Annotated in this window: 23 protein-coding genes and 1 pseudogene; 7 read left to right on the forward strand and 17 right to left on the reverse strand. The window is 42.2% G+C overall.

Features of this window, described 5'->3' with window-relative positions; all coding sequences use genetic code 11:
- Positions 1-6: 6 nt before the first annotated feature.
- The 4 genes from LF822_RS20650 to LF822_RS20665 form a co-directional block, all read right to left on the reverse strand.
- Complete coding sequence (locus LF822_RS20650; protein WP_253925991.1) at positions 7-1,161, reverse strand: AI-2E family transporter; 1,155 nt, start codon at positions 1,159-1,161, stop codon at positions 7-9.
- 433 nt (positions 1,162-1,594) lie between these two features.
- A complete protein-coding gene (locus LF822_RS20655) occupies positions 1,595-2,611 on the reverse strand; it encodes a thiazole biosynthesis adenylyltransferase ThiF (RefSeq protein WP_253925992.1) in 1,017 nt (338 codons plus the stop codon).
- A 44-nt stretch (positions 2,612-2,655) separates the two neighbouring features.
- Positions 2,656-3,456 carry an SDR family NAD(P)-dependent oxidoreductase gene (locus LF822_RS20660; protein ID WP_253925993.1) on the reverse strand — a complete coding sequence of 267 codons (801 nt, stop codon included), beginning with the start codon at positions 3,454-3,456 and terminating at the stop codon, positions 2,656-2,658.
- 264 nt (positions 3,457-3,720) lie between these two features.
- Positions 3,721-3,876 carry a hypothetical protein gene (locus LF822_RS20665; RefSeq protein ID WP_188378975.1) on the reverse strand — a complete coding sequence of 52 codons (156 nt, stop codon included), beginning with the start codon at positions 3,874-3,876 and terminating at the stop codon, positions 3,721-3,723.
- A 247-nt stretch (positions 3,877-4,123) separates the two neighbouring features.
- Between LF822_RS20665 and LF822_RS20670 the strand changes: the two are divergent.
- A pseudogene (locus LF822_RS20670) lies at positions 4,124-4,682 on the forward strand (NADPH-dependent FMN reductase).
- Positions 4,683-4,780: 98 nt separating this feature from the next.
- Here the strand turns inward: LF822_RS20670 and LF822_RS20675 are convergent.
- Both LF822_RS20675 and LF822_RS20680 read right to left on the reverse strand, forming a co-directional pair.
- On the reverse strand, positions 4,781-6,076 hold the full coding sequence (locus LF822_RS20675; protein WP_253925994.1) for a (Fe-S)-binding protein: 1,296 nt from the start codon (positions 6,074-6,076) through the stop codon (positions 4,781-4,783).
- Entirely contained in the window at positions 6,069-7,472 is a 1,404-nt protein-coding gene (locus LF822_RS20680) for an FAD-binding oxidoreductase (RefSeq protein WP_253925995.1), read from the reverse strand. The genes LF822_RS20675 and LF822_RS20680 overlap by 8 nt, the downstream gene beginning before the upstream one ends.
- A gap of 139 nt (positions 7,473-7,611) precedes the next feature.
- Between LF822_RS20680 and LF822_RS20685 the strand changes: the two genes are divergently transcribed.
- A complete protein-coding gene (locus LF822_RS20685) occupies positions 7,612-8,658 on the forward strand; it encodes a class I SAM-dependent methyltransferase (RefSeq protein ID WP_253925996.1) in 1,047 nt (348 codons plus the stop codon).
- A 26-nt stretch (positions 8,659-8,684) separates the two neighbouring features.
- Here LF822_RS20685 and LF822_RS23215 read toward each other — a convergent pair whose 3' ends face one another.
- Positions 8,685-9,443, reverse strand: coding sequence for a MerR family transcriptional regulator (locus LF822_RS23215; RefSeq protein ID WP_253925997.1), 759 nt, complete (start codon positions 9,441-9,443; stop codon positions 8,685-8,687).
- A 164-nt stretch (positions 9,444-9,607) separates the two neighbouring features.
- On the opposite strand from LF822_RS23215, the gene LF822_RS20695 reads away from it, so the two are divergent.
- The gene (locus LF822_RS20695) at positions 9,608-10,078 is read left to right on the forward strand and encodes a DinB family protein (protein ID WP_253925998.1); all 471 of its coding nucleotides are present in this window, start codon (positions 9,608-9,610) and stop codon (positions 10,076-10,078) included.
- Positions 10,079-10,166: 88 nt separating this feature from the next.
- Here LF822_RS20695 and LF822_RS20700 read toward each other — a convergent pair whose 3' ends face one another.
- Both LF822_RS20700 and LF822_RS20705 read right to left on the reverse strand, forming a co-directional pair.
- The gene (locus LF822_RS20700; protein ID WP_253925999.1) at positions 10,167-10,871 is read right to left on the reverse strand and encodes a Type 1 glutamine amidotransferase-like domain-containing protein; all 705 of its coding nucleotides are present in this window, start codon (positions 10,869-10,871) and stop codon (positions 10,167-10,169) included.
- Positions 10,872-11,110: 239 nt separating this feature from the next.
- Positions 11,111-12,013: a formate/nitrite transporter family protein gene (locus LF822_RS20705; protein ID WP_253926000.1), complete on the reverse strand. Its 903-nt coding sequence runs from the start codon at positions 12,011-12,013 to the stop codon at positions 11,111-11,113.
- 129 nt (positions 12,014-12,142) lie between these two features.
- Between LF822_RS20705 and LF822_RS20710 the strand changes: the two genes are divergently transcribed.
- Positions 12,143-12,319 (forward strand): hypothetical protein, encoded by a 177-nt coding sequence (locus LF822_RS20710; protein ID WP_253926001.1) that lies wholly within the window; start codon positions 12,143-12,145, stop codon positions 12,317-12,319.
- Positions 12,320-12,360: 41 nt separating this feature from the next.
- Here the strand turns inward: LF822_RS20710 and LF822_RS20715 are convergent, their stop codons facing one another.
- From LF822_RS20715 to LF822_RS20725, 3 genes are read right to left on the reverse strand one after another with little or no spacing between them, the layout of a single operon-like run.
- On the reverse strand, positions 12,361-12,810 hold the full coding sequence (locus LF822_RS20715) for a DUF4064 domain-containing protein (RefSeq protein WP_253926002.1): 450 nt from the start codon (positions 12,808-12,810) through the stop codon (positions 12,361-12,363).
- Between the two features lie 22 nt (positions 12,811-12,832).
- Complete coding sequence (locus tag LF822_RS20720; protein WP_253926003.1) at positions 12,833-13,789, reverse strand: ABC transporter permease; 957 nt, start codon at positions 13,787-13,789, stop codon at positions 12,833-12,835.
- A complete protein-coding gene (locus LF822_RS20725) occupies positions 13,782-14,702 on the reverse strand; it encodes an ABC transporter ATP-binding protein (protein WP_253926004.1) in 921 nt (306 codons plus the stop codon). Before LF822_RS20725 ends, LF822_RS20720 begins: the two co-directional genes overlap by 8 nt.
- Positions 14,703-14,854: 152 nt before the next feature.
- On the opposite strand from LF822_RS20725, the gene LF822_RS20730 reads away from it, so the two are divergent.
- Positions 14,855-15,991 (forward strand): conserved virulence factor C family protein, encoded by a 1,137-nt coding sequence (locus LF822_RS20730; protein ID WP_253926005.1) that lies wholly within the window; start codon positions 14,855-14,857, stop codon positions 15,989-15,991.
- A gap of 16 nt (positions 15,992-16,007) precedes the next feature.
- Positions 16,008-16,436, forward strand: a complete 429-nt coding sequence (locus LF822_RS20735) for a BrxA/BrxB family bacilliredoxin (RefSeq protein ID WP_253926006.1) — start codon at positions 16,008-16,010, stop codon at positions 16,434-16,436.
- A 143-nt stretch (positions 16,437-16,579) separates the two neighbouring features.
- Here LF822_RS20735 and LF822_RS20740 read toward each other — a convergent pair whose 3' ends face one another.
- The 5 genes from LF822_RS20740 to LF822_RS20760 form a co-directional block, all read right to left on the reverse strand.
- Positions 16,580-17,566 carry a LacI family DNA-binding transcriptional regulator gene (locus tag LF822_RS20740; RefSeq protein ID WP_253926007.1) on the reverse strand — a complete coding sequence of 329 codons (987 nt, stop codon included), beginning with the start codon at positions 17,564-17,566 and terminating at the stop codon, positions 16,580-16,582.
- 89 nt (positions 17,567-17,655) lie between these two features.
- The gene (locus tag LF822_RS20745) at positions 17,656-18,357 is read right to left on the reverse strand and encodes an alpha/beta hydrolase (protein WP_256522529.1); all 702 of its coding nucleotides are present in this window, start codon (positions 18,355-18,357) and stop codon (positions 17,656-17,658) included.
- Between the two features lie 82 nt (positions 18,358-18,439).
- Positions 18,440-19,270 (reverse strand): carbohydrate ABC transporter permease, encoded by an 831-nt coding sequence (locus tag LF822_RS20750; protein WP_253926008.1) that lies wholly within the window; start codon positions 19,268-19,270, stop codon positions 18,440-18,442.
- A 39-nt stretch (positions 19,271-19,309) separates the two neighbouring features.
- Complete coding sequence (locus LF822_RS20755; RefSeq protein ID WP_253926009.1) at positions 19,310-20,209, reverse strand: carbohydrate ABC transporter permease; 900 nt, start codon at positions 20,207-20,209, stop codon at positions 19,310-19,312.
- Between the two features lie 148 nt (positions 20,210-20,357).
- The gene (locus LF822_RS20760) at positions 20,358-21,608 is read right to left on the reverse strand and encodes a sugar ABC transporter substrate-binding protein (RefSeq protein ID WP_253926010.1); all 1,251 of its coding nucleotides are present in this window, start codon (positions 21,606-21,608) and stop codon (positions 20,358-20,360) included.
- 408 nt (positions 21,609-22,016) lie between these two features.
- On the opposite strand from LF822_RS20760, the gene LF822_RS20765 reads away from it, so the two are divergent.
- On the forward strand, positions 22,017-24,173 hold the full coding sequence (locus tag LF822_RS20765; RefSeq protein ID WP_253926011.1) for a glycoside hydrolase family 3 N-terminal domain-containing protein: 2,157 nt from the start codon (positions 22,017-22,019) through the stop codon (positions 24,171-24,173).
- Positions 24,174-24,444 lie beyond the last annotated feature (271 nt).

Raw genomic sequence — 24,444 nt, forward strand, 5'->3', positions numbered from 1 at the left:
GGCTGGCTATTTAGTGATTCCATATTGATTATCAGAATCGGCGTATTTATTAAACCGGCGCTGAAACCAATAAAATAAGTGCGTAACAATGACTTTAATTATTGCATAACCCGGGATCGCGACAATCACCCCAATTACACCGAAAAGGTGACCTGCTGTCAGAAGTACAAAAATAATGGTTACGGGATGTACATGAAGTCTCTTACCCATGATTTGAGGGGAAATGAATTTACCTTCCAGCAATTGAACAACCGTCCATACGACAGCCAGTTTGAGCAGCATGAACGGCGAAGTTACAATAGCAATAATTAATGCTGGAATTATGGCAATGGTCGGTCCTAAATATGGCACTACACTTGTAACACTGGCTATAGCCGCCAGGAGCAGTGCATAATCCAACCCTATAATGATGAACCCGATATACATCATAACCCCTATACAGAAACTGACGATAATCTGACCCTGAATATAAGCGCTCAGCTGATGATCGATCCCCTTAAATACACTAGAGAGCTCGGGTCTTACCTTAGGCGGGAAAACTCTTAAGAGCATAGTAGGAAATTTCTCTCCATCTTTCAACAAATAAAAGAGGATGAAAGGAAGCGTTACAATCGCCACAATGACATTCGTCACCGTTGAAATGAAGTTAGTAATTCCTTCTACCGTATTTCCTGCATAAGAAGAAAAGTTATCTGAAACCTGACCCAGGGTGCCTTCCAAGTCTTCAAATAAGTCATGATAGTAATTAGCGAACATTGAATTTCGCAGCCAGTTGTCTACTGCGGCCGCCATTTCCATTAAGTATTCAGGAAGCTCCTGCGCAAGACTCATAAATTGACGCTCTAAAAAAGGAATAATTAAAAAAACAAGCAGAGTTATTAAGCCTGCTACTAACGCGATAGTAATTAAGATGCCCCACACCCTCTTAATTCCCAGCTTCTCAAGCAGCTCTATAAATGGGCGCAGGAGATAGTATACGACTACTGTAAACAGTACAGGCAGAGCAATCGTTTCTATAAAAATAACGATCGGATGAAAAATAAAGGAAACCTGAGTGTAGATAAGCAGGTTCAATCCAATAAACAAAAGAATGGCTAATATGTAAAGTAGATTTCTCCCGCCAAAAAAACGAATCATCGGTGTAGATTCCCATTTTTCCATAGCTTTCCCTCCCTGATAGCTTTATTTTAGCACAGCGCTGCCAATACCGCAGGTACTGTGCTTAACCTTTTGCGCTTAAAAAAGCAAAGGCGCAAAGCCCATGACAAACACAAAGTGTATATTCCCAACGTATGGAGGAAGACGGCCTTCCCATCAACTTATGACACGAGCGTCTCGGGGCTTGTGCGGAGCCAGTTTAAAGCAAATTTAACTGCAGTTTAGAAAACTATAAAAAACGCGCCTTCTTGAGGCACGCTTTTATTAAAATTTTTTAGCTTTTCGGCTTCTCATAAACTTCTTTATAAACGGATAGATCATTGGACCATATTTTATCGCTCGTTTAATTAATCTTCCCATTGCTGCAACCTCCTACCCGACATGGTTTGTTAAAGGTATGGTTCCCTTCTCAGCCATTTCTAAAACACGGCTGCGCTCATCCAAGGATTTGATAATAAAGGCTGCGCGCTTCTGATATATCCTTAGTACCATGAATAAATACACGTCCATCTTTAAAAAACACCATACGGTAATTATCTCTTTTATAGGAAAGTAAGAAAGGGTTTTGTTCAACCTGCCCCTCTATTAGTGAAGCACGAATTTCATCGAGGTTTCTTTCTATTTTGTAAGGCGGGCGGATTTGTACGGTATCACGTCCACATAATACGGCAGTTTTCGTCTGGTGGTCTGGCGAGAGGTAAGGATAAGTCGGTTTCACTCCACATGAAGGACAGTCCCCACGTTTAGCCCTGGCTACTTTCATCTTAGTATAATGATGATTCCATAAATCAAAGGTTATGAACCGGCCGATTAATGCACTTTTATCCTCTACAAGAATTTTTAATGCCTCAGCTGCTTGATGGGCGGTCACCATTTGAACCGCCGGACTGATTACCCCGGCTGTATCACAGGTAGCACCGCTGATTGGAACGGATTGCAGCAGGCATCCAAGGCATGGCGTTTCACCAGGAACAATTGTATAACTCATACCGTGACTTCCCACACACCCTCCATAAATCCATGGAGTGTTATACTTTTGACATATGTCATTGATGAGCATACGTGTATCAAAGTTGTCAGTACCGTCAAGGACGAGATCCACCCCCCCTATTAAACCTTCAAGCTCCTCACGCTGAACGTCCAATATATGAGCATTGATCTCTACTTCTGTATTTATTTCTTTTAATTTTATTTCGGCTGCTTTCGCTTTTGGAATTCTCTGACTGGCATCTTTTTCGGTGAAAAGCTGCTGACGCTGAAGGTTGCTCCATTCCACATAATCGCGATCGACAATAGTAACTTTCCCCACTCCCGCTCGGACGAGTTGTTCGGCGTTGCTTGTCCCAAGGGCACCTGAACCAATAAATAACACATGCTTCGCCTTCAGCTTCTCCTGCCCTTCTTCACCTATCGGGCGAAAGAGCTTCTGGCGTGAATAACGATCAAAAGACATTCCGGACCTCCATTTGTACAGATATTCTTTATCTTACCATGAAGCTATCTCATAACGCTTCCACCGGAGATCTTAAGCGATTCGCCAATAATATTTGATGAAGCGTCCGATAATAAAAAAACAACCGTACGCGCCACTTCTTCGGGAGTACTGAGTTTCCCTGAAGGGATACCTTTCTCAGCTTCTTCAAGCTGTTCCTCAAAACTGCGCCCTTCACGTTCTCCTTTGTTCTTAATGGCCTGCCGGCCCATTTGAGTATCAACGTACCCAGGGCAGACGGCGTTTACCCGGATGTTATGTTCTACCGCTTCCACAGCAAAAGACTGGGTGAAGCCTGTTATGGCAAATTTAGAACCGCTGTACGCCGTGTTGCTGTGCGTTCCTCTAAGACCTGAAAGCGAGGATAGGTTTACGATAGCTCCTTTTTTCAGTTCTTTCATTTTGGAATACACTTCTTGTGTTAATAATACGGTAGAGAAATAGTTGAGCTCCATAACCGAACGCAACTCCTCTTCCGTAAGATTCTCTAAAGCTCCTCCCCCGATTACACCAGCGGAGTTCACAAGTCCGGTAATCGCTCCAAATGTCTGAACGGCTTCCTGAACAAGGCGTTTTCGGTCTTCGCTTTTGTTTAAATCAGCAGGACATACAAGTACTTCAGCAGAGGACACTTCGCTCTCACAAGCTTGTTTGAGCTCGTTAAGCTTCTCTTCATTACGGCCGGTAACTGTCACCCGCGCTCCGGCTTTTACCGCTTCTTTAGCTGTTTCGTATCCAATACCTCCGGTCGCCCCGGTAATTAAGATGTGATTCTGTATTAATGCATCGTTTGAAAATATGCTCATGCTCAAGCCTCCTTATAAGAATAAGATAGCACTATCTGCATGTATTCAAACTTTTTTCCGTTATATAATTTACTTGTTTACATTAATTTAACTCTGGCGGAAGATGACGGCGGTTGGATTTCTTAAGAAAATTCACATTAAAAAATCAACGTCTTAAGACTTTAGGTCTTCAGACGTTGATTCCACGGAACAGCCATTGGCTTATTCATTATTATTTGTTTGATAGTTACTCTCATAGCTTATCGTCACCACTTCTTAAAGTCTTTATTTCCGCTTGTTTTTACGGAAAGGCATTAGAAGTTTGCCGCTTCTTGTACGCTTCACTTTAGTGGAAGCCGCCTGTTGAGATTCCTTAGCTTCCTCACTATTCTTGTAATCCTGGTCGAATAGCTCGCGAGCCTTGGAATAAAGCATCGTCATTGTGATAACCTCCCTTTTTGTAGTATATAAGACAATTCCCGCTGTTATTTCGTCTAAAACTAAGGAATTTAAGAAAATTTTACTCCCTATAAGGGGGGTAACGCAATAGTTTTCTTTACAATTTTTTTGACAAAATTCGGTGAGTTTTTTACTACTGGCATAAATTCAGCAGGCAGATGATTAGAATCTTGATTTGGCGGTGTTTATAATGGGGATCAATAGATCAATTGGAGGAGGGTTTTTCATGATTAAGGTTGCGGCTCTTGTGGGAAGTATTCGCAAGGACTCTTATAATATGAAGTTAACTCAGTTTATCAAGGAACGATATAAAGATCGTTTGGATATCCAGATCGTGACCATTCGGGATCTGGCTTATTATGATCAGGATATCGAGGAGGAAGCACCTGCCTCTGTTCAGCGTTTCAAGGCTGAAGTGGCGGATGCGGATGCTTTTCTTATACGTCACGCCTGAGTTTAATCATTCGATTCCAGGTGTGCTTAAAAATGCGCTGGACTGGCTTTCCCGCGGGGAGCGTGAGATGGCCAATAAAGCAACGTTTATAGCTGGAGCCACAATGGGAGCTCTGGGTACCGTCCGTGCACAGATGCAGCTTCGCCAAATTTTAAATGCGCCTGGTATGGGAGCAAACGTGCTTCCGGGAAATGAGATCTTAATTGGAGCTGTTCAGCATAAAATAAATGAACATGGACAGCTTACGGACAAGCAGACTATAGATTTTATTGATAACGTTGTAGACCATTTCATTCCTTTTGTAGAGAATCAAAAAGAGAAAGTTCATTATTAAATGAACTTTACTGCGTCAGCTGACGATCTTTACAATCGATTTTATTCATTCTCTCAGCATAAACAAACTTAAAAGGCCGGGCATGAAGCGGCCTTCTTTTATTTTGCCGATGGTCCTGCCTCCATTAATAAGTCAACTAGATGAACCGCCTCAATTTCTCCCTCTAATCCGTGTCTTTCGATTCCAAGCTTCATTTGTAATAAACAGCCCGGGTTCGTCGTAATGATCGTGTTGGTCTTCCGCTCCTTAACATCCATCATCTTCAAATCAAGTATCTTCATGGATTCATCATAGTTAACGAGATTGTATATCCCCGCTGAACCACAGCAAAAGTCCGGTCTCTCCAATTCTTTCACCAGGATTCCTGGAACTGCATGAAGGAGCATTCTAGGCTCATCGCAGATTCGCCGAATGTTCGTCAGATGACACGAAGGCTGGTAAGTAACCAAACGTTGTACAGGTTGTGTAAAAGTAAGGCCATCCAGTTCAACGAGAACTTCAGAAATGTCCCTTACTTTAGCTGCGAATTCTTTTGCACGCTCGTGCCAAGTTGTGTTCTCTTCAAACAGTTGAGGATACTCGGTCATCTTGGCCCCACACCCCCCGGCATTATTAACAATGTAATCTACATCCTCAAGATCAAAAGCTTCTATGTTTCTCATCGCCAGCTCTCTAGCTGACTCTGCCTTCCCCGCATGAGAATGCAGCGCTCCGCAGCATGTCTGCCCTTTGGGCATTAGAACTTCAGCCCCGGATAGTCTAAGGAGTTCTACTGTGTTTTGATTTGTTTTAAAGAACATCGCATCCATTACGCATCCGGTAAAAAATGCAACTGTCGTACGAAGCTTGTAATCCGGCAGGACCCGGCGTTTTCGTAGTATACGTTCAATTGGACTGGGAAGGTCAGGCATTACTCGTTCAAACCGGCCTGCATGCAAGGCCAATGCTGTAAGGTGTGTGGTCTGAGCAGCCTTTTGCAGTCCTGATTTTTGATAGATCCAGGCGGCGTTCCCGATTGACCCCATCCAGTTTGAAGAGGGGAATAAGGAATTAAAGATAAAGTCTTCCGTTTTCTTCAGCGCTGCGGGCTTAACATCATGGTCTTCAATGACCTCTTTTGCCCCCTCAAAAATCAAGTTATATTCGACATTCGTCGGACATACTGTCATACAAGCCATGCAGCCGAGACATTTTTCGATGGGATTGCGAAGATCCTCCACTTCAGCTTTGCCTTCTGCTACCATCTTTACAAGATTAATCCGCCCTCTTGGTGAATGTGTTTCCCGTTCCATCGTTTCATACGTAGGACACGCGGGAAGACAATAGCCGCATTGGACGCAGTCAAAGAGCTTATCATAATTTACTTTTTCTTGAATCTCCTTCAGGTTAGTCATGGCGCAGCACCAGCCTCTGCCCTTGTTCCGAAAATATCTTTCCCGTATTTAATATATGATTAGGGTCCCAGCTGTTCTTAATCCGCTTCATCATATCAACCCCAGCTGCTCCTAGCTCACTTTCCATAAACGGAGCCTTCATGGTCCCTATTCCATGCTCACCCGAGAGCGTGCCCCCAAGATCAATAGCCGCTTGGAACAACTCTGCCACTGCTCTCTCTACACGCAACATTTCCTCTTGATCTCTTTTATCACATAATATATTCGGATGCAGATTCCCGTCCCCAGCATGTCCAAATACAACGACTTCTACATTGTATTTTCTCTTAATTTCATTTAACCGGTCCAGCATATCTGGAATTCTACTTCGGGGAACTGTTGCATCTTCAGACACTTTGGTTGGTTTAATTTTAGCAATAGCCGGTGAAACCTGCTTTCTTGCGTGCCATATTCCTGCCGCTTCCTCGACTGTCTTTGGAATGATAATATCCACCGCTCCAATTTGCTTCATAATACCTTTAATCAGCTCTTTTTCCACCTTTAACGATTCTGGATGTCCGTCCAGTTCAATAATGATGACAGCTTCCGCTTCAATCGGGAGCCCTGCCGGCTGAAAATTTTCAACAGCCCGGATACATGCTTGATCCAAAAACTCCATTTTGGCTGGTAAAATTCCGGAGGTCAGCGTTTTTGAGATCGCTTTACCGGCTGTTCTTACTTCAGAAAACGATACCAAGATGGTTTGGGTGGCAGGAGGTTTAGAGATAAGCTTTAATGTAGCTTCTGTTATCACTCCTAACGTGCCTTCACACCCTACCATCAGCTTGGTTAAGTCATAACCCGTTACATTCTTAATAGTCTGCCCTCCAGTTTTTATGATCTTCCCTTCTGGCGTTACCACTTCCAAGCCAATGACATAGTCTTTTGTTACACCATACTTTAACCCCCGCGGTCCCCCGGAATTCTCAGCAAGGTTGCCCCCAATTGTTGCTACGTGTGCACTGCTTGGGTCAGGAGCATACATTAACCCATAGGCCTCAGCTGCTTTATTAATCTCACTCGTCCGGGCACTTGGTGAGACCTTTACAATCAAATCTTCAGGTTGCATTTCAATTTTTTCAGGCCACTGAGACATGTCCATGACAATACCGCCCTTAACAGGCAGCGGACCTCCACTTAAGCAGGTTCCTGATCCTCTAGGGTACACGGGTACTTTATAGACATTAGCCACCCTAAGAACGGCAGCCACTTCATGATTATTTTTCACTTGGACGACTGCTTCTGGTAAATACTCACCGAAAGAAGCATCGAAGCTGTAACTATAGCGGTCGGCCAGATCTGTGAGAATTTGTTTCTCAGGTAGTACTTGAAGAAGCTTCTTCATCCAGCTGTTCATCCTAAACCCCTCTTTCAATTACGTTATATAGATTACTTCTGGCTATGACGAATAATCTCCTGCTTATGAGAACAAGCCTATTATTGTAAGCGTTACCATAAAAGGATATACTTGAAGAAAATAACAGGCGGTGATCACGTTGTTAACTGCGCATACCGAATATCCTCGTCCCTATTCTGATCAGCATATCGGTCATACAGAAAAACTGCCATCTTTTCGTCTAGATTTAAGGAATTACTCAGCAAAGGAATACAATAAATTTGTCTCCCTTAACACAGTCAAAGACTGGTCCCAGCTAAGCTGGAAAGATGTAGGAAAGCCCTATGAAGTCAAATCCGAATCCAGAGAGAAAAGGGATTGGGAACGTCAGCACAATCGAACAATGGACGCCCATACGTCATGGACCTTCTTCAATAAAGCTTTTCATGAATGGTTCATAAAAGATGTTCCTAAAGAATCTCACAATGCCAAGCAGAACTTTCTACATAGTCTGCGGTCCTTTAAACCTCAGGAAGTAAAGCAAGCCCTTGGAAGTGTCATTCAGATGCAGCTTTGGAATTATGTTCATAGAATTCAAGACGGTATCTGGGACCCACGTGGTAAAAGGGCTTTGTTTGAAGGTCTTGATGTAAAAAAGCCAAAGATTCTCTTTCTTGGTGCTGCTGAGGGATATGAAGCGATGCAGCTGGGGGCTATGTACCCTGGGGCAGAAATCGTTATGGTGGATTACGACGAATACTGCAAAACTACCAGATTCTCAGAATTTCCCGAGGGCTACCCATTTTTAGGTTCCAATCCACAAACAGGTCAATCTAAGGTTTATTATAAAGAAGACTTTACAATCGAATATGTCGTAGACGACATCCGAAATTTAAAATATGGCAAGGAGTTTGATATCGTTTTATCAGTGGGACTGCTGGAGCATTTTCCTGATGAATACAAGCATGAAGCAGCAGACTGGCATCGACGGTTTTTAAAGCCTGGAGGTTACTGCGTTTTAACAACACCCCGAAATCAGATTCGTTCAAGAGTATACTACCGGATTATGGCTGATGTAATGAACCATACGTACCGGGAGCTTATGACGGTGGAGCAAATGGGATTGTATATGTATGAGAGCGGGTTTAATATCTGTCGTCATGGCTTCATTAAAGTCCACAACGGTATAGTCTGTCAGCCAAGGTAAAGAAGCTGCCCATTTGGGCAGCTTCTTTATTGGTGATGATCACAATATTCATGCATAGCGTCGTGTAAAAACTTAGCAAAGCCATTCTTTTTCTTATCGATATTTTTAGTAAATCGCGGGTCGTGGATATACATATCGGCCAAACCGCGAAATATATCTATGCTGCAATTGTAAAAATGGTCTGTAATATGCTGCTGTTTGGCCGCAATCCATTTCTGAACCTCTGGATCCGCGGAAGAGCGGTCCATCAAATCAATCAGGTGTTGATCTATCCGTTCACTCTCTTCATGTATCCTCCTCCAATCCTCTTCTGAGTAAGCGGCGGTTCTTTTGGCTGATTCCCGATATGCTTCTGTATTCCCCCACCTTTGTTCGGTTTCCTTTGCATATTGCTTTTGATGCTCTTCAATTTGCTTCATGTCAAATGGTTCAAATCGATCCTTATGCGACATGGTTCTTCCTCCTTCATAAGTTTCCAGTGACTGATCAATGGAATAGATAATTTTATCGAGCCTTTTTCTTTTTTCTATGAGCACTTCTTTATGCTGCTTAAGGGCATGCATTTCGTTAAAGCTTGGATCCCCTACTATTTCTTTAATTCTTGAAAGGGAAAAATCCATCTCTTTAAAGAAAAGGATCTGCTGCAGTCTGATAAAATCATTATCAGTGTAATAACGGTACCCGTTGTCTGCTTTTGCAGGGGATAAAAGCCCGATTTGATCATAGTGATGCAGTGTGCGCACACTGACACCTGCTAAATCAGCTACTTCTTTTACTTTATACACGGTGATCACCTCAATATTAATAGTAATCTATGACGTAACGTAAAGGTCAATATTATTTCCCGGGGAATATTGTCGTTTTTTAAGAGATTTTATAACATAGAGAGGTATTTTTAATGTTTTGAAGAATATCTGTGTAACACCAACTTTTAAATGAGGTCATAAATATGAATATGTATTGCCAAAGCGCTTTTCACCAATTAGAAATTGTTATTGCTTCACTTTCGGAAATACTGGGGCAGCTAAAAGAAGAAGATTTAACGTTCCGCCCAACTAACGGGAAATATTCCGTAGGTGAGCTGCTTGAACACTTAGCTATGATCCCAGCTGCAGATGGGCGAGTTGCTGAAGGAGCAACTGAAGAAGAAATGAAACAGTTTTATAATTCTAAATCTCTAAAAACAAAGGCTGAAATCTCCACCACACTTTTTGAACATTTTGCCCAGCTTAAATTTCAGTACGAACATTATACAGAAGATCATCTTTTTGCAGAAATCACTTCATGGTGGGATGTGACATATACACGATTTGAGTGGCTTCTGGAAATTATTGCTCATATGTACCATCATCGTGGTCAACTTCATGCTATGCTCGTTCATACGTTTAAGCTTGATCCAGAAATTATGCTGTTTGAATAACCATTGAATAAAAGCACTGCGACGTCCGTCAAAGTTGCAAGCACATTGTGCCTGAATAAAAGAAGTGAACCGCACATATCTGACTGGTTCACTTCTTAATTTCTCCTAAAAACTCAACAGCCATCGCGGTTTCCTGCAGAGTTTCTTTCGCTTGTAACTTATAAGCCCGGGCATTTTTTCTGGAACCCACAATTCGTTTAATTTTCTGACCTGTAAAATGGATAGCTGCTCCATCGTCTAAGGCATATCCAGCAGCCAGTGTACCTGCTTCCACAAACTCACGATAAACCGGCCTTCTTTCTTTCTCCCCGTCATAGTGAGGACAGCAGCTCCCTTGTAAAAAGCCTAAACAATTTAAAGGTTCCAGATAGTCTCCATAAGAATCCGTTACTCCTTGTTCAAACCAGCAGATTGCACCTGCGCTTACCCCAGTAAGTATGATTCCTTTCTCCCATGCTTCTTTTAATATATTGTCCAGCCCCCACTCTTTCCATAAAGCCAGCAAGTTCTTTGTGTTTCCTCCGCCTACATAAATAATATCCTGCTGAAGCACCTTTTCTCTTATATTTCGTGTGGACGGCTTAAACAAAGACAAATGATCGGGAATGCATGGGTAGTGTTCAAAGAAACGGTAGAATTTTTCAATATAAGAATCAACATCGCCACTGGCTGTGCCAACAAAAAGAATATTAGGACATGGGTCAGCTGCTTGTTCCAACACGTATGTATCGAGAAGTGGGTTGTCAGGCTCCATTGAGAAGCCGCCCCCTCCCATAGCAATAATCTGTTTCATTCCTCTCCTCCATTCTTTTTTCTCTTATCCAACATATATAGAGAACGCATAAATAAGTCAAGACTTTCTATATGCAGTGCCTTACTGTTGGATGTAAAAAATAATCTAACCCGCTTGCTTTAACAGGTTAGATTATTAAAGGAAGGTTGAACTCCACTAAACACTAATTGTAACAATGCGTTTGACTTTAATACATTAAAACCAAGTATAATCCTTATGATTTAAATGCGGGTCCTCTTTCAGTTTCTTTTCTTCTTTTTCCCTAGAGAAGTTGGAATGTCGTCTTTGTAAGCATAAGAAAATAATAATGATACAAGGATTCCTCCGCCAATCAAGTTACCTATACTTGCCGGGATGAGATTAAAAAGAATATATTCATACCACGAATATTTATCTGAAGCCAAAACACCCATACTAAAGTACCCCATGTTAGCGGCACTATGCTGGAAATTACCAGCTACAAATAAAATAACCGGCAGTGTCGTTCCAAGTATCTTTCCTGTAATATCCCTCGCGGCGGTTGTAAGAAAGGCGGCCATTCCGATAAGCCAGTTAGCAAGCACCCCTGATACGACTACTTCAAACCAGCCCATAGCTCCATGATCCATAAACTTCATTTTCTTATCCAAATAAGAAGAAAGCTCTGTATAAAACTCTGCATTTAGTGATCCTGACACCTCAATAAGAAAGGCCACCATGAATGCACCTATAATATTTCCAATATACGTTGAAGCCCAAAACTTGTAGATGTTGACTTTCATCAAGTTGGCTTTATTAAATAAATACGATGGAAGCAGGACGTTGATTTCCGTAAATAATACCGCTCCTGATATAAACACCATTGCATAGCCTGCTGCAAAACCCAGCCCTGATAATAAATAAAAGACACCCTGGGTTTCCACACCTTCTGCAAGCAGGATGGAAAAAATCGCCCCAAACGTCATAAACGAGCCAGCAGTTAAGGCCAATAAAAATCGACTGCCAAACTGCTGCCTCAAGTGATCTCTTCCTTTTTCACCGAATTCATCGACTATTTGAGAAGGGATATAAAACTGCCGGCCCGGGCGATCTATCTCAGAGGAGTTCGAATCCGTTGTTTCACCTTCATGATGCTCCATCTCGTCTTTGTTTTCCTCGCTCATTTCCATTCCTCCCATCCTCAACTTATTCCCTTCAACATCTAATTCTTAACCTATCAAGAGAAGTTCACGCATATTTTCCCTAATTCAGGAAAAATTACTTAGTAAAATCACTCTTTTAGGAGGGTACCCATGGGAAGTCGGGATCAAGTTTGTTTAGCCTGTGACGGGCGAGGGTTACTAATGGACGATGAGGAATGGCAGTACACGTGTAAAATCTGCAACGGTGATGGCTTTATGCCGCAGAATTTCACCACAGCTAACCGGCAGCCGGCTGATACAGACGAGATGAACAGAATATTGGATTAAAAAAAGTGTGAGCCTCAAAATTTGAGCTCACACTTTTTGATTTAGTATGTTTCCGCCGGCTCTTCATCAACTACAGGCTGTTTTGGTTTACGGACTAATGCCACGATACCCGCAATTAAATAGGCAATACCTCCAAATAAACCCACACCAAATGTTGCAAATGTTAATAATACTCCCGCTACAATTAATATAATCCCTGCTGCCTTAGGCTTTTTATTCCCTTTAAGAAATACAATACAGAGGATCCCTATAACCACTGCTGCTATGCCTGCCGCCAGAACTGTCCAGGCTCCTGTCGTCATGGCACTCATCAACTGGTCTATTGAAATCTGATCTGGATCCACATTTGGATCCTGACTCAGGATACTTTCCAACTCAGCTCTTGCTTGGGGGTTATTCCCCATATTCGCAAATACAGCTCCAATTGCTATAGCTAACCCAAAAAACACAGCTCCAATCACAGTAAAAACAATTTCAGCTGTTCTTTTCATAAAAATACACTCCTTCTCCAAATTAGGCGTTAGTTACATCTCTCTTTGTAAAAAAGACCCATGCCAGCCCAAGAAAAACGAATAAGTATGCGATGAGGATCGATACAGAAAAACCTAGAGTTAAATCAGAGATCATCGGCGTACCAGTGAAAAACTGATTTAAATCTGTATTCGCAAATAAAATATACTTCGCCCACTCCTTATCAGCAAAAAAGCTGACAATCGTGTTTCCGGACATCATGAGAAAAATAGCTACACCAATTGCTAATGCACTATTTCTAAATACAGTCGAAATCATAAAGGCAAATGTGGCCATCATCAGCAAATTAACAGAACTTAACAAATATTGAGCAGCTGTATGCTGAAATATAGGCGCCTCGTTAACTACACCATCCTTCATGAACAAATAAGGCTCAGCAGGACTTGCGAAGCCGAATAAAGCAGCTCCTGTCAGGAAAGACAGTAAATAAAGAAATAAAAGCATCGTCAATGCGTAGATTAGAACCGACGTGTATTTCGCAGCCAGAATCTTCGTTCTGGAAATAGGCCGGATCAATAATAACTTAATTGTACCCCATTTATACTCGTTTGCAATAATACTTGCAGCTACTATAATCGTCAATAAGCTGATAATAGAGATATTGCCCCGGTTTTCCTGAACAAAATCCCATACATCGTACCCATCCGGGGGTATATCATTATCAAGACGGTATTGATTCATTTCCAGCGTTTCTTCATTCATGGAAGTAAAACCAGGCTCCTCCTCCATTTCGGTCTGAAGCTGCTCGTTTTCTGCTTCAAGCTGCTGCTCCCAATTTTCACCGGCTTGCTCCGAATCATCGCTCATCATGCCATCCACTTTAAAGAAGACCCCCATGCCGATAACAAATACTGCAATTAAAATCAGCATCACCCATGTGGACACTTGGGCATATAATTTCATTTGTTCATTTTTAATAAGCTGGATAAAATTACTCAATGGCTCCCTCTCCAATCAGATCTAAGAATTTATCCTCCAGCGTTGAACGAGTCACTGTAACACTGTAGACATTAACGCTGCCTGCTACTAATTGATTAACAATAGATGGAAGTTCATCACGTTTAGCTGTAAATACAATTTCCCCTCCATGGACCGTCACTTTCCCGTCTACCGCTTCTTTGACTATCATTTCCGCTTCATTAACAGGCTCCGCTTCAAGAAGGACTTCTTTTTTATCTGTTTCTTTTAGTGCATCTTGAACCGATTGAATCGAAATCAACTCTCCGTTTTTTATAATCCCGATTCGGTCACACATTAACTCCATTTCAGATAAAATATGGCTTGAGACAATAACTGCCACCCCTTCATCAGCAGCCAGCCTCCTTATGTATGAACGAATCTCCCGAATTCCTGAAGGATCGAGTCCGTTGGTTGGTTCATCGAGTATAAGTACAGAGGGATTGTGTAACAGCGCCTGGGCAATCCCCAGCCTCTGCCTCATCCCAAGCGAATATTTAGATACTTTATCTCTAGCCCGATTTTCTAAACCAACGAGTCGTACCACTTCATCGATACGCTCCTTAGTTACTCCGGGGATCATACGAGAGTAATGTACTAAGTTCTTTCGTCCGCTCATAAAAGGATACATCTCCGGATTTTCCACGATGGCCCCTACATGACGAATTGCCTCTTTATAGCTTGAATTAACGCTGTGTCCTTTTATCACAACGTCACCCTCTGTCATTTGCATTAAACCGACCATCATGCGGATCGTCGTTGTTTTACCTGCACCATTTGGTCCGAGAAAACCAAAAACTTCACCGCTGTGGATCGTGAAATCAAGCCCTTTAATGATAGGCTTTCCTTTAATCGTTTTCTTAAGGTTTTTCAGTTCCATTACCGCTTCTGACATGTAAACGAATCCTCCTCTTTATAACTCCAACTATCATTACGATTTAGTGTGCAAATCGTTTCACATTTAACGAATTTTTTCAAACAACGCCGTAATGGAATCTATTCCACTTCTTTGATAAACTTTAAGAAAAGTATAAGGGAGGGACTACTATGAAGATCGTGTCGATCGAACCGACACCGAGTCCTCACTCGATGAAAATAAACGTAAACGAAGAACTTCCTTTTGGAAAAAGTTTAAATTATAAACAGGGTGATTCTCTTATAGACGCCCCAGACTTTGTCTCAGCGCTTTTTGAAATTGAAGGAGTAAAAGGCTTATACCGAGTAGCAGACTTCATTGCTTTAGAACGAAGCGCCAAAACTCCGTGGGAGGAAATACTCCCTGAAGTAAGGAATGTCTTCGGTTCAGAAGAAACGATGGAGCGGACTCAGAAATCTTCTGAGACTGAAGAGGCTTTTGGTGAAGTTAAAGTATATGTTCAGATGTTCCGCGGTCTTCCCATGCAGGTGAAATTAGAAGAAAATGATGAAGAGAAGCGTATAGGTCTTCCCGATAGGTTTATGGAAGCTGCTATGAAGGCAGCCCCCGCTTCTCCTAATATGATTATGGAGCGTAAATGGATAGAGCAAAGTCCGCGCTACGGCTCTTCTGAAGAAATAGGAGAACAAATACGGGAGGAATTAGCCGCAAGCTATGATGAGAAAAGGTTAGAAGGACTTGTTAAACAAGCGTTTGACCAAGACCATCCAGAGCCCGTGGAATCTAGTGCATCTAAGGTATCTTTAGATATTTTAGATAACCCCGACTGGAAGATTCGCTACGCTGCCCTTGACCGAATGGACCCTGCGGTCGATGACCTTTCCGTATTAGATAAAGCATTGAGCGATGATAAAGCTTCCATTCGTCGGCTGGCGACGGCATATTTAGGAATGATTGAAGAGCCGGAAGTTCTGCCATACTTGTATAAAGCCTTAGCGGACAAAACAGTGACTGTACGCCGCACCGCAGGAGACTGCTTGTCTGACCTTGGATTTAAAGAAGCTATGCCGCATGTTATCGAAACATTGAAAGACCCGAATAGACTTGTTCGATGGAGAGCTGCCATGTTTCTATATGAACTGGGCGATGAAACGGCCTTACCCGCACTTAAAGAGGCCAGTGATGATCCCGAATTCGAGGTGCGTCTGCAAATAAACATGGCAATTGAACGGATTGAAGGCGGAGAAGAAGCAAAAGGGTCGGTCTGGCACCAGATGACCCAGGCAGCCAGACAAAAAGATAAATAATCAGGAGGTTTTACAAATGAATCCATATGAAGCTTACATGAAAGAAATATCCCAGCCGATGCGTGATGAATTGACAAACGCTGGATTTACTGAACTTACTACCCCGGAAGAAGTAGACGGGTTTATCAGCACTTCAGAAGGAACAGCCCTGGTAGTCATCAATTCTGTTTGTGGGTGTGCTGCAGGCTTAGCCCGTCCTTCAGCCCGAGAGTCTCTTGCTTCAGAGAAAAAGCCGGACCAGCTGGTTACTGTATTTGCTGGTCAGGATCGAGAGGCTACCAGCAGAATGAGAGATTATTTCGAAGGATATGAGCCATCCTCGCCTTCTATGGCCTTGCTGAAAAAAGGACAAGTTGTTCACTTTATTCCGCGTGAGGAAATTGAGGATCATGACGTAGAAGAAATCGTTGCAAACTTAACTAGTGCTTACCAGCAGTATTGCTGATTAAAAAGGAAACCCCGTCTTCTCATTTAAGGAGGACGGGGTTTTTTCTATTATATTTAAGGGGTTTTAGGAAGTTTAGAGGGCGAATAGAGCAATTTTTAGTGCATTAGTAGGAACTCCTCCTGGTTTACGGGTGTCTCAGCCTACCCTTTCACAGATTTTCGTTCCACAAGCTCCGTTGATAGGCTGTAATGTCTTTCTGCTTTTTCTCCATTTAATAATTGAAATATAAGATGAACAGCTAAAGCTCCTGCTTCATATTTCGGCTGCCTGATCGTTGTCAGCGGTGGTGCTACATATTCAGAAAGCTGAATATCATCGAACCCAATAACTGAAATATCATCGGGGACCCGCAGTTTTTTTTCTGAGAAAGCCTGCAGACCACCTATAGCCATTTCGTCGTTTGCGTAAAAAACGGCATCCGGTAAATTTTGCTGGGCAATTAACATTTTAGTTGCCCGGTAGCCGCTTTCGCGAGTAAAATCACCAGTAATTTTCAAACGAGATTGGTAGCTTACATCGTAATCCATCATGGCTGCCTTATAGCCATCAAAACGCTTCTCGTTATCATGAGAATTATAAGGACCGCTCACATAAGCAATGTTACGATGTCCTTTTTCAATTAAGTGTTCCGTAGCTAAGTAGGCTCCCTGAACATTATCAACCTGAACCTCTAATACGGAATCACTATTCACTTCACGATCAAGTACTACAATAGGAAAATCCTTTCGAGCGGAAGCCTTAATAAGTTCATCACTAATATTATGAGCAAGGATGATCGCTCCGTCGACACGCTTCTCTTTCAAAAATTTCGTCGCTGTCGAAAGCTCACCTCCTATGGAACTGCAGGCTATTAGATCATAACCATTAGCTGAAGTTATTTCCTGGACGCCTTTAATTAATTCCGAATAATAGGGGCCTGATAAATCACTCAAAATTAAAGCAATCGTGTTGGTTTTCGTTCTTTTTAAGTCTGAAGCAAAACCATTTTTTTGATAGTTCAGTTCATTTGCTGCCTTTTGCACTTTTTCCGCTGTGGCAGGGCTGACTTTTTGAATTCCATTTAATGCGTACGAAGCTGTGGACACAGCGACACCAGCCCTTTTTGCCACATCTTTTATTGTTGCCATCCTAAAAATCTCCCGTCTATTCAAATAGAATATAAGCCTTCCTTATTACAGGGTACCGTTCGCACCATTATAATTCCAATGACTTACATTCAAAATTCTAAAAACCCCAGTATTCTTTGAATCTGCTTATCCCAATACTTCCAGTCATGAGCACCAGGTCCTTTTTCGTAGGTAATCGGAAGGCCTAATTCAGACATATAATCAACAAGCCTCGTATTGGCTTGAACATTATGATCCTCTGTACCGCATGCAAGATACAGCTTCGGTATAAATCCATTCTGCCGGGTTAATTGGTCTGCCAAATAAAAAAGGTCATTTCTACTCCCCTTTATCCTCTGATCGCCGAAAATATTTTTAAAATCCTGAGGGAAAGCGTTCCTCCTGCTCTCAACATCAACAGAGCCTGACAAGCTGGCCGCTGCAGCGAACCGTTCAGGATAAGACAATGCTATTTTTAAAGCACCGTATCCACCCATAGACAATCCTGCTGTGTAATTGTCCTCCCTGTTTCGAGAAAGCGGAAATATCGTGCGCGCTACTTCCGGAACTTCTTCAGCTATATAAGTAAAATAGGAATGTCCATTCACCATGTTCGTATAAAAGCTTCGATCTGCTGCCGGCATGATCACAGCCAGCTCGCGTTCTTCCACATACCTTTCAATGGAAGTATAGCGCAGCCACTTACTATGATCATCCGACAACCCATGAAGCAAATACAATGCGGGCAGTTTTTTCTCGGTATTTTTCCGGTGCTCCGGTATGAGTACATTCATAGAAACGTCTAAATCCAAAACCTTAGAGTGAAACTGACAATTTAGAAAAGCGATATCCTTTCCCCCTCAATTCCCTTCTGAACCGCTCTTAAATCATGGCCTACTTTATACCTGACATCGTAAACCCTTCGACAATGAACTTCTGAAAAAATGAAAAGATGATAATAATTGGAACAACCATAAAGGCAGCTCCTGCCATTTGTAAGGCGAAATTATTGGCGTACTGTCCCTGGAGCAGTGAAAGTCCAACAGACAATGTGTACAACCCTTCATCGTTGGCAATAATCAGAGGCCATAAAAAGCTGTTCCATGCAGCTATAAAGGTTAAGATCCCCTGAACCGCGAAAATAGGCTTTGCCACCGGGATAATTAATCGGAAAAAGATATAGAATTCGCCCGCCCCGTCCAGCCTGGCCGCTTCAATCAAATCTGTAGGTATCGTAGTCATAAACTGACGGAACAGAAAGATACTGAAGGCGACAGCCAATCCAGGGAGCACTATACCGGCCATTGTGTTAGTAAGCCCCATCTCGTTGAGTAGTAAATAGACAGGAATCATCGTAACCTGCCCGGGAATCATCATCGTGGCCAGTACAAAATAAAATACTTTTTCTCTCCCTTTAAAGTCAAACTTCGCAAACCCATATCCTGCCATTGCGTTAAACAGTAACCCTACAAAAGAACAAACCACGATAATCAAGGTATTTTTTAAATAAACAGCAAAGTTCAAGCTTTCGAACAAATTAACATAATTTTCCAAAGTGAATGTTTCAGGAATAATCGTAGGCGGAATATTTAAGACTTCACTTTCCGGCTTAAATGAACTTGAGATCATCCATAAAAAAGGAATCGAGACAGTAATTCCACCGATCACCAAAAGAGTAGTGACGATCACTCTCTCTATCCTGCTCTTTTTTGTAACAGCTGCCATGCATAATCAACTCCGTTACTCTATAAGTTTCATTCTTCTCTAATACTCGGTATCCGACTTCCTAAGCTTAAATTGAAATAATGTCATAATAATAATTAAAATAAACAAAACGAACGACCCTGCTGCAGCATAACCAAATTGACTGTATTGGAAGCCTTCCTTATAGATAAATAAGGCGATTGAAATCGTTCCGTCAAGAGGACCTCCATCCGTCATTACAAACGGCTCCTCGAAGAACTGCATCCATCCAATTAATGTCGTCACCGTGACGAAAAAAGTGGCGTACCTCAGCAGAGGAAGGGTGACGTTAAACAGCATTTGAAGTCGGTTGGCCCCATCCATTTCCGCTGCTTCATAGTAGGATCGTGGAATGCCCTGAAGAGCAGCAAGGAAAATGATCATATTAATTCCGATCCCTTTCCATACAGCTAAAATGATTAAGGAAATCTTCGCAATGGTTCTTTCTTCGAGCCATGGAATATTATCGACATTAACAATAGACAGAAGGAAGTTAAAAAGCCCGTACTCCGTGTTATAGAGGTATCCCCAGATCACAGCTACTGCAATAATGTTCGTAATCGACGGCATATAATATACCGAGCGGAACACGCTAAACAGCATATTGCTTCCATAGTTAAGAAGCAAAGCAATTGAAAGAGAAGAGATAATAACCAGCGGCACCCCTATACATACATAGAAAGCCGTATTAAGTAAAGAGGTGATAAATGTATCATCTTCAACCAGCCCCAGATAGTTTTCAAATCCGATAAAATTAATGTTCGACCAGTCCGCCAGCCCTTTTAAATCAAGGTCAGTAAAGCTGATAACAAAGGCAATAATGATGGGGATGATACTGAACACAGTTAATAAAATAACAGCCGGCGCTATAAATAAATAAGGATGGCGGTCTTTATAGGCCTGATTTAATAATTTCTTCATAAGTCGTATCCCACCTTACAGAAACTGAGCTATTTGACAAAAAAGAAGTGAATACAGAGGCCAGACTCATGAATACGAACCATACCCATCTCCCTGCTCCCCTATATTCACCATTTCTATTGTTGAGCATAGCTTGTACACTTTAAACTTACTCTTCTAATAACTGCTCTGCCCTTTCATTGAAGTTGGTCATTTCTTCCTCAACGTCAGCTCCACCGACATTAATTCTTTCAATACTGTCCAGCAGCTCCTGGGTAATTTGATCCCACTCTTCTATTTGAGGTCCTGGTTGAGAATTTTCAAGCTGGCGTCCAAATGTAGCATACATCGGATCTTCTTCCAGTACTGGATCTTCCCATGCTTCCGTTCGTGACGGAAGCGTATTAGACATTTCCAGCCAATCCAATTGCGTGTCGGTGTCGTTGATGAAAGATAAGAATTCAAGTGATTCGTCCACTTTGTCTGAGTTGTGGAAAATAGACAAATTCGCTCCCCCTATGCTCGACATGCCCGTTTCCTGCTCCGGCATAACAGCTGTGGCCCACTCTCCTTCAATATCAGGTGCCTGGTCATTTAACACGTTAATCATCCATGGTCCACTAAAGAACATTGGCTTTGTACCATTTTCAAACGCCTTTGTAATGTCCTGACCTTCTGATGTCTGACTGATTCCTTCATCAAAGAAGCTGTGATAATAGTCAATAGCCCCTACGAATTCTTCACCATCAAAGTTGAATTCACCATTCTCTGCCTCTTCTTCACTTACTTCATATCCATTCTGCCAGGCAAAAATGAATGGAGTAATTTGGTCATTCTGATCAATGTCCAACCCATAATCATCTTCACTGCGGTCGGCAAGCTGGCTTGAGGCATCTTTTAACTCATCCCATGTAGCCGGCGCTTCATCATATCCTACTTCTTCAAGTAAGTCCTCACGATAGTAAAGCACACGACTTTCAACATACCAGGGTACTCCTACTTGCTGACCGTCATATTCCATTGTTGACCTTGCACCTTCAAAATAATTATCAGGTTCAAATTCAGGGTAGTCGTCCGTATATTCCGATAAATCAAGCATCGCTCCTGCTTCAGCAAACTCAGGAACCCACGTTGTCCCTAATTGGAAAACATCCGGTCCATCCTGGGAAGCTACCGCCGTTAACAGCTTGTCATGCGCGCTGTCCCACGGAATCGCCTGAACCTCTACTTTAATTCCATCCTCGTTTTCTTCTTCAAACTTTTCAGCAAGCTCTTTTAACTGCTTCCCTTCTTCACCCATCGCCCACACAGAAATCGTATCTTCGTCTTCTCCTGAAGCATCATCGTTCCCACCGCACGCGCCAAGGAACATTGACATCGTCATTACGGAAGCCAAAGCAATTTTTTTTGATTTTTTCATTGAACCTTACCCCTTTTTCGTGTATTTTTTAGTAAACTAAACCGACATCTCACTTCGATGAGAGTTGAGATTCAGCTGTCACTCCCTTCTAAAAATTCAAGTTTATACGGAATCAACATCAATTGAAACGTTTCGATAACTTGATTGTAATGAAATGTGTATCCGCTTTCAATACTTTTTTCAAAATTTTTTTACATTTTCTCAGTTTACTCCTTCCCTCCCCTTCTCATAAAACTCTAATTATCCAAGTAATATCAACACATTCATAGTTTTTTTTGCGCTTCATTTTTACAAGTGAATTTTCGTTAAATAAAATTAAATTCTGTTTGACTACCAAAAAGAAAGCGCTTATACTCCATGTATATCTTTTTCGAAACGTTTCACTATTTGATCTGGAGGTTTTATTAAATGAACGAACAACAATTACAAACACTGCTTGAGCAAATGACATTAGATGAAAAAGCAGGGCAGCTGATTCAATTGGCCACCCCTTTCTTAAAAGGATCTTCTGACGGAGGCCAAATAACCGGTCCAATGGAAGGTATGGGAATAAATGAAAAGGTCGTGGAAAACACAGGATCCGTACTTGGGGCTTCAGGAGCAAAAGAGATTAAAAACATCCAAAAGGTTCATCTGGAGCAAAACAGACTCGGCATCCCTCTCCTTTTTATGTCTGATATAGTTCATGGGTACAAAACCATTTTTCCTGTACCTTTAGCTGTCGGATGTTCCTGGGACCTCGATCTTGCTGAGAAAAGCGCTGAAGCAGCTGCCGTTGAAGCATCTGTTTCAGGGATCCATGTGACTTTTGCGCCGATGGTTGATTTATCCCGTGATCCAAGATGGGGAAGGGTTATGGAATCAACAGGAGAAGATGCATACTTAAACAGTGAGTTTGCCCGGGCGTTCGTCCGCGGCTTCCAGGGAGATTTCGAGAATGACAACCAGCGCGTCGCTTCCTGTGTTAAACACTTTGCTGCCTACGGGGCAGCCGAGGGCGGACGTGATTATAATACAGTAGACATGTCGGAGTGGCAGCTCCGCGAAAACTACTTACCTGCTTATAAAGCGGCACTCGATGAGGGCTGCGAAATGGTCATGACCGCTTTTAATATTCTAAATGGAGTACCTTCTACAGGGAATAAGGATTTGATGCGAGAACTATTGAGAAAAGAATGGGGATTTAACGGTGTATTAATTTCTGATTGGGGAGCTGTAAAGGAATTAATTCCCCATGGAGTTGCAGAAGATGAGAAAGAAGCGGCCCGTAAGGCTTTAGAGGCCGGAGTGGATATTGAAATGATGACGGAATGCTACATCAACCATGTACAGAATTTAGTTTCAGAAGGTATCCTGAGTGAATCGCTGGTCGATGAAGCTGTCTTAAGAATATTAAAACTAAAGCAAAAGCTGGGCCTCTTCGACAATCCTTACCGCGGCGCAGATGAAAAATTGGAAAGCGAATTAATATTAAGTGACAATCACCGCGCGACCGCCCGAGAACTGGCAGCTAAATCTGCCGTCTTGCTGAAAAATGACGGAGCCCTACCACTTAAAAAGTCACAAAAAGCTGCTTTGATCGGACCTTTCGCTGAAAGTCATGATATTTTAGGACCGTGGTCATGGCTTGGATCAAAAGAGGACACAATTACTTTAGATCGTGGAATCCGGTCCTATGCTAAAGATGTACAAATTGCAGAAGGCTCTGGAATAGATTCTGGCTCCTCCAGTCAGATTCAGTCTGCTCTAAAAGCCGCGCATGAAGCTGACGTAATAGTGCTTGCTTTAGGAGAAAGCTCTGATATGAGTGGGGAAGCTGGATCGCGCACAGATATTCGTCTCCCTGAAAGTCAGCTTGACTTAATCCAGGAATTAAAACACCTGAATAAACCTATTGTAACTGTATTGTTCAACGGACGCCCTCTCGACCTTCACGGTGTTATTGATGAATCAAATGCTATCCTGGAAGCCTGGTATCCAGGCACTGAAGGTGGTCAGGCTGTAGCTGATCTATTATATGGAACAACTGCCCCTTCAGGAAAGCTGGCTATGTCGTTCCCGCAATCTGCGGGACAAATACCCGTTTACTATAATCATTACAACACAGGACGTCCCAAAAATGCCCCTGATGCACAGGAACGCTATGTGTCCCAATATTTAGATAGTCCGAATGGCCCCCTTTTTCCATTTGGCTATGGATTAAGCTATACAACCTACTCTTACAGCGATGTATCTCTTTCCAGCCAGGTTCTTAAAGAAGGAGAAACGTTAACCATTTCCTCTAAGGTTAAAAATACAGGAGATGTGGCAGGTGAGGAGGTTGTGCAGCTATACGTGAAAGATTTATCTGGAGAAGTCGTACGGCCTGTGAAGGAATTGAAACGTTTTGAAAGAGTCTACCTCAAACCAGGTCAGGAAAAAGAAATATCATTTACCATTGACGAATCCGACCTTCGTTATTACCACTCTAATTTAGAATATCTCAGTGATGCCGGGGATTTCAAAGTGTTTATCGGATGCGATAGTAAAGCGAATAACAGCGCCTCTTTCAAATTAGTGAAGTAACGTATATAGGCTCAAACAAAACGATATTAATTTTGCAGACCTGGTCATTTCATTCGAATTCGACCGGGTCTTTTTGTATTTAATCGTCCCGCTTCGTCAACATACTCAGCATTTAAGCGGGCACGGCCTAAGCCTTCCTGGAAAGTGAAGAACAAATCATTAATTGTCATCTGAAAAAGCGGATAATTCCTGCGAATCTAACTACTACTTTTTTACTAATTATTAAATTTTCAGAATATTATGCGCATATATGTTTACGCTTACATTTCAT

It is taken from the genome of Halobacillus sp. A5, assembly GCF_024189315.1.
Lineage (GTDB): Bacteria > Bacillota > Bacilli > Bacillales > Halobacillaceae > Halobacillus_A.

What these genes read in the sequence shown, in the direction of transcription:
- LF822_RS20715 (WP_253926002.1), bottom strand. Translation starts at nt 12,810, where the DNA reads ATGAAAAGAACAGCTGAAATTGTTTTTACTGTGATTGGAGCTGTGTTT.
- LF822_RS20650 (WP_253925991.1), bottom strand. Translation starts at nt 1,161, where the DNA reads ATGGAAAAATGGGAATCTACACCGATGATTCGTTTTTTTGGCGGGAGA.
- LF822_RS20680 (WP_253925995.1), bottom strand. Translation starts at nt 7,472, where the DNA reads ATGAACAGCTGGATGAAGAAGCTTCTTCAAGTACTACCTGAGAAACAA.
- LF822_RS20755 (WP_253926009.1), bottom strand. Translation starts at nt 20,209, where the DNA reads ATGAAGAAATTATTAAATCAGGCCTATAAAGACCGCCATCCTTATTTA.
- LF822_RS20725 (WP_253926004.1), bottom strand. Translation starts at nt 14,702, where the DNA reads ATGTCAGAAGCGGTAATGGAACTGAAAAACCTTAAGAAAACGATTAAA.
- LF822_RS20740 (WP_253926007.1), bottom strand. Translation starts at nt 17,566, where the DNA reads ATGGCAACAATAAAAGATGTGGCAAAAAGGGCTGGTGTCGCTGTGTCC.
- LF822_RS20705 (WP_253926000.1), bottom strand. Translation starts at nt 12,013, where the DNA reads ATGAGCGAGGAAAACAAAGACGAGATGGAGCATCATGAAGGTGAAACA.
- LF822_RS20735 (WP_253926006.1), top strand. Translation starts at nt 16,008, where the DNA reads ATGAATCCATATGAAGCTTACATGAAAGAAATATCCCAGCCGATGCGT.
- LF822_RS20730 (WP_253926005.1), top strand. Translation starts at nt 14,855, where the DNA reads ATGAAGATCGTGTCGATCGAACCGACACCGAGTCCTCACTCGATGAAA.
- LF822_RS20695 (WP_253925998.1), top strand. Translation starts at nt 9,608, where the DNA reads ATGAATATGTATTGCCAAAGCGCTTTTCACCAATTAGAAATTGTTATT.
- LF822_RS20710 (WP_253926001.1), top strand. Translation starts at nt 12,143, where the DNA reads ATGGGAAGTCGGGATCAAGTTTGTTTAGCCTGTGACGGGCGAGGGTTA.
- LF822_RS20675 (WP_253925994.1), bottom strand. Translation starts at nt 6,076, where the DNA reads ATGACTAACCTGAAGGAGATTCAAGAAAAAGTAAATTATGATAAGCTC.
- LF822_RS20655 (WP_253925992.1), bottom strand. Translation starts at nt 2,611, where the DNA reads ATGTCTTTTGATCGTTATTCACGCCAGAAGCTCTTTCGCCCGATAGGT.
- LF822_RS20700 (WP_253925999.1), bottom strand. Translation starts at nt 10,871, where the DNA reads ATGAAACAGATTATTGCTATGGGAGGGGGCGGCTTCTCAATGGAGCCT.
- LF822_RS20765 (WP_253926011.1), top strand. Translation starts at nt 22,017, where the DNA reads ATGAACGAACAACAATTACAAACACTGCTTGAGCAAATGACATTAGAT.
- LF822_RS20660 (WP_253925993.1), bottom strand. Translation starts at nt 3,456, where the DNA reads ATGAGCATATTTTCAAACGATGCATTAATACAGAATCACATCTTAATT.
- LF822_RS20760 (WP_253926010.1), bottom strand. Translation starts at nt 21,608, where the DNA reads ATGAAAAAATCAAAAAAAATTGCTTTGGCTTCCGTAATGACGATGTCA.
- LF822_RS20665 (WP_188378975.1), bottom strand. Translation starts at nt 3,876, where the DNA reads ATGACGATGCTTTATTCCAAGGCTCGCGAGCTATTCGACCAGGATTAC.
- LF822_RS20750 (WP_253926008.1), bottom strand. Translation starts at nt 19,270, where the DNA reads ATGGCAGCTGTTACAAAAAAGAGCAGGATAGAGAGAGTGATCGTCACT.